The sequence below is a fragment of the Brevundimonas vesicularis genome (assembly GCF_032067225.1).
Taxonomy (GTDB): Bacteria; Pseudomonadota; Alphaproteobacteria; order Caulobacterales; family Caulobacteraceae; genus Brevundimonas; species Brevundimonas vesicularis_F.
The window spans coordinates 1-4,599 of record NZ_DAMBJX010000104.1 but is presented as its reverse complement, the minus strand read 5'-3'; the positions used below and the strand labels follow the sequence as shown (position 1 = coordinate 4,599).

Below are 4,599 nucleotides of genomic sequence, written 5' to 3'. Positions count from 1 at the left end.
TCAAACTTCTCGCTCCACAGCCCCGCCAGCACCCCGGTCATGCCCATGATGAAACAGGCGGCGAGGGCGAACCAGACGATGGCGAAGATGTTGGCGATGCCCAGCGGCGCGAACGGCAGCACGCAGATCGCCGTCACCAGACCGACCGCCAGCCCACGCGTCGCGGCGCCCAGCGTAAAGCCCAGCGTCAGCTCCAGCGGGCTGAGCGGCGGGGTCAGAAAGTCGGTCGCGGTACCCATGATCTTGGCCTGGATAAGGCTGGACGAAGCGTTGGCGAAGGCGTTGTTCAACATGGCCATCATGATCAGGCCGGGCGCGACGAACAGGGCGAACGGCGTGCCGTGCAGCGGCGGCCGCGCGTTCTGAAGCGCCACCACGAACACCAGCATATAGAGCAGCGTCGTGACCACCGGCGCCGCCACCGTCTGGGCGCCCACCTTCCAGAAGCGCCGCACCTCGCGCAGATACAGGGTCTGCACCCCGATCCAGTTGATCCCCGGATAGCGACGCGGCTGCGGCAGGCCGGCAGGCCGGGTGGAGATCAGATCGGGCGTATCGGTCATGGCCCGCCAGATGCGCTCGACCGCCGCGCTTCGCAAGAGATCAGGCGAGATCGTCCCGAAAACGACGGCGCCGCCTTAACCTTAACGATGATTCAATATCTGGTTTCTGTGGACAGGATGATTCGCACATCTTGCGTCTCTTAACGGCTGGTTTACGATTAGTTGTAGGTCAAGACCCCGGAGGGGGAGCCTGGACCTAGATATTGAATCCAAACTCGCTGGAGGGTGGCATGACCGCAGGCTGGACCGACGACCGCGTAGGCGCGCTAAAGAAGCTCTGGCTTGAGGGCCAGTCCGCGAGCCAGATCGCCAAACAACTGGGCGGCGGGGTCACCCGCAACGCCGTGATCGGCAAGGTGCACCGTCTGGGCCTGTCGGGCCGGGCCGCCCCGTCGCAACCGGCGCGCACCGTCGCCGCGACCTTCCGCACCGCGCGTCCGCGCCCGGCGCCGGCCGCTCCGGCGCAGCAACCTTCGGCTCCGCGCCGTTTGGAAGCCGTCCAGCCCAAGCCGGTCGAACCCGCCGCGCCCGTCCCCGCCCCGATCCCGGACCTGCCAGGCACGGCGACCGTGATGACGCTAGGCGCCCACATGTGCAAATGGCCGATCGGCGACCCGTCGTCGCGCGAGTTCAGCTTCTGCGGTCGCCGCTCGTCAGAAGGCGTCTATTGCGTCGAACACGCCCGTGTCGCCTACCAGCCGCAAGTCCGTCGCGGCTCCAAGGAAAGCGGTTCCGACCTGGCCCGCAGCCTGCGTCGTTACATCTAAAGAGCGCTAACGCGCTTCGCGCGACTTGAGCGCGGCATTTCGCGCAGGGCGCACGACTGCGCTCAAGTCGCGAGCGACCGCGTCGCGAACGTAGCGCCAAAAAGATGCTCCTTAGGGAGCCGACTTCCCCCTCGCCGGTTCGCGCAAGCGGCCGGCGAGACGTAAGGGGGCGGGGCTGCGGTTCATCCGGGTTGACGCAGCCCCATCCGCCCTTCGATCAGTTCAGCAGCAGCCGCGCATCCGGCGTATCCAGCGAAAAGGCCGGAATCTGCGCCTCGAAACTGCGCCCGTCCGCATCCGTCATATAATAGGCGCCCACCATCGAGCCGCTGTCGGTGCCCAGAGGACAGCCCGAGGCGTAGGCGTAGCTGCCGCCCGGTTCGATCACCGGCTGTTCGCCGACGACACCGGGGCCGCGCACCTCTTCGACATGGCCGTGGCCGTCGGTGATGGTCCAGCGGCGCGCCATCAGCTGCACCGTCGAACCCGTCAGGTTCACGATCTCGATCTGGTAGGCCCAGACCCAGCGGCCTTCGTCTGGATCGGACTGGCCCGCCAGATAGCTGGGGCGCACCCGGATCAGGATGCCGTTCGTCTCGGCGGTATAGGCAGGACCATCGTGCATGGGCTATATGCTCGCCCCGCCGCGCGCGGGCTGCAAGCGCGACTTGGAGACAAGTCGTGAAAACCGTGTGAGACAGACGCCATGAGTTCCTTCCAAGCGCCCCGTCCCGGCATCCTGCCCGCCCAGGCGATGGAGACGTTGATCGCCGCCGGCGCCGTCACGTCCGACACGCCCTTCGACCACGACCAGGTCCAGCCGGCCAGCCTGGATCTGCGGCTGTCGGATCAGGCGTGGCGCGTGCGCGCCTCCTTCCTGCCCGGCCGGCGCAAGGTCGAGGACCGCATCGCCGACGTGGCCATGCACGCCATCGAGATCACCGAGGCCGGCGTCGTGCTGGAAAAGGGCTGCGTCTATATCGTGCGCCTTCAGGAGCGGCTGAAACTGCCGCAGGGCCTGATCGCCCGCGCCAACCCGAAAAGCTCGACCGGCCGCGTCGATGTCTTCGTGCGCCTGCTGACCGATCAGGGCGCCAGCTTCGATGATGTGGCCGAAGGCTATGACGGCCCCCTCTATATGGAAGTCGCGCCCCAGACCTTCTCCATCCTCGTCCGTCCCGGCACGCGCCTGAACCAGCTGCGGCTCAAGGCCGGCGATCCGCCCAAGCTGGAGACCCGCTCGGTCGGCGTCGATCTGCAGGGCGGCGACATCGTCGGCTTCCGCGGGCGTCGCCATGCGGGCGTGGTCGATCTGGACCACATCGACGGCCACGACCCGCGCGACTTCTGGGAGCCGCTGAGCCTACGCCGTGGCGAACTGCTGCTGGATCCGGGCGAGTTCTACATCCTGGCCTCGTCCGACGACGTCGAAATCCCGGTTGACCAGGCCGCCGAGATGACTCCGATCGATCCGTCGGTCGGCGAGTTTCGCGTCCACTACGCCGGCTTCTTCGACCCCGGCTTCGGCACCGACGAGGCGCACGGCGCAGGCTCGAAAGGCGTGCTGGAAGTCCGCACCCACGACACGCCGTTCCTGCTGGAACACGGCCAAATCGTCGCCCGCCTGGTTTACGAGCCCCTGACCGAACGCCCCAGCCGCCTGTATGGCGAAAGCGGCAGCCACTATCAGAACCAGGGCCTGAAACTGTCGAAGCATTTCAAGGCCTGGTGATCGGGGTGAGTTGTGAATCGTGAATCGTGATTGTCGAATTCGCGATTCACCAATCACGAGTCACGTCAGCTTGTCCGCCTTCCTCAGCCCCGGGAACATCGTCGCCCAGGCCCCGGTCGCGGCCAGGGCGCCGAACCCGCCGAACACCGCCGCCCCGACCGCGCCCAGCAGCCGGACCATGACGCCGGAATAGGCCTCGCCCAGTTCGTTCGAGGCGCCGATGAACAGCATGGACACCGACGACACCCGCCCACGCATGTGATCGGGCGTCGCCAGCTGGATCAGGGTCTGGCGCACATTGACGCTGATCATGTCTGCCGCCCCGCCGATGAACAGCGCCAGGCCCGACAGCCAGACGATGCGCGACAGGCCGAAGGTGATGGTGCACAGGCCGAACACCGCCACCGCCGCGAACATCCAGCGCCCGCCGTTCTGACGGATCGGATAGCGGCTCAGATAGATGGCCATGACCATGGCCCCCACGCCGAACGACGCCCGCAGCAGGCCGAACCCTTGCGGTCCGACATGCAGGATGTCGCGCGCGAAGATCGGCGTCAGCAGGGCCACGCCCGCCAGCAGCACCACCACCAGATCCAGTGAGATGGCGCCCAGCACGATCTTGGTCTTCCAGACATAGGCCAGCCCCTCCTTGACCGAATCCACCGGCGACAGCGGATTGGCCTGGGGCGCAGGTCTCCCGCTGGTGCGGATCAGGATGAAGGCCGCGACGGCCAGCAGGAACATGCCCAGCGACACCGCATAGGCCAGGGGCACGTTCACCCCCACGATCACCCCGCCCAGGGCCGGGCCGGCGATGGCGCCGGTCTGAAACGCGATGGACTGGGCCGCGATGGCGGGCGGCAGGGCCTTTCGACCCACCACCATCGGCAGGAAGGCCTGGCTGGCCGGCGCCAGAAACGCTCGCGCCGCGCCGAACAGGGCCGCGACCGCCAACAGCCCCCACAGCGGCGGGTTGCCATGCAGGGCCATGGCCAGGAACGATCCCGCGCAGGCCGCCTCGACCAGGATCGAGATCCACACCGTGCGCTTGCGGTCGCGCCGATCCGCCATCGCCCCGGCGGGCAGGGTGAAGGCCAGCAGCGGCAGGAACTGACACAGCCCCACCAGCCCCAGATACAGGCTGGCCTCCGCGATCGGATGATCGCGCCGGGCGATCTCATAGACCTGCCACAACAGGGCCGACGACTGGATCTGGATCGCCAGCACCGCCACCACGCGGCCGAACCACAACAGGCGGAAGTCGCGAATGCCCCACGGGCTGGACGGGCCTTCTGGCCCCCCAGATGACGGAGACGGCGGAACGGGCGGGGCGGCGGGGCCGGTGTCGATGGATTCTGTGGTCACGTTCTTCTTGGGTATTTCGGATAGGGCGAGCCGTCGCGGTGGAAATAGCCGTCGACGCCGGCGTGCAGCACCATGTCGATGTCGGGATAGTCGGCGGGGGTGATCGTCGGGCTGCGCGTCCCGACTTCCAGCAGAACCGCCTCGCGGCCGGATCGGTTCTCCAGCTTATGGC

Annotated in this window: 5 protein-coding genes; 2 read left to right on the top strand and 3 right to left on the bottom strand. The window is 67.4% G+C overall.

From position 1 onward, the window contains the following. Positions 1–563, bottom strand: a 563-nt coding sequence (locus RT123_RS15545) for an ABC transporter permease (RefSeq protein ID WP_313010140.1), incomplete at its 3' end; no start/stop codon positions are given. 230 nt (positions 564–793) lie between these two features. Between RT123_RS15545 and RT123_RS15540 the strand changes: the two genes are divergently transcribed. Beyond that, a complete protein-coding gene (locus RT123_RS15540; RefSeq protein ID WP_017506617.1) occupies positions 794–1,330 on the top strand; it encodes a GcrA family cell cycle regulator in 537 nt (178 codons plus the stop codon). A gap of 217 nt (positions 1,331–1,547) precedes the next feature. Here the strand turns inward: RT123_RS15540 and apaG are convergent, their stop codons facing one another. After that, positions 1,548–1,955, bottom strand: coding sequence for a Co2+/Mg2+ efflux protein ApaG (apaG, locus tag RT123_RS15535; RefSeq protein WP_313010139.1), 408 nt, complete (start codon positions 1,953–1,955; stop codon positions 1,548–1,550). An 81-nt stretch (positions 1,956–2,036) separates the two neighbouring features. On the opposite strand from apaG, the gene RT123_RS15530 reads away from it, so the two are divergent. Beyond that, positions 2,037–3,062, top strand: a complete 1,026-nt coding sequence (locus tag RT123_RS15530) for a 2'-deoxycytidine 5'-triphosphate deaminase (RefSeq protein WP_313010138.1) — start codon at positions 2,037–2,039, stop codon at positions 3,060–3,062. Between the two features lie 60 nt (positions 3,063–3,122). Here the strand turns inward: RT123_RS15530 and RT123_RS15525 are convergent, their stop codons facing one another. Further along, the gene (locus tag RT123_RS15525) at positions 3,123–4,427 is read right to left on the bottom strand and encodes an MFS transporter (RefSeq protein WP_313010137.1); all 1,305 of its coding nucleotides are present in this window, start codon (positions 4,425–4,427) and stop codon (positions 3,123–3,125) included. Positions 4,428–4,599: the final 172 nt, after the last annotated feature.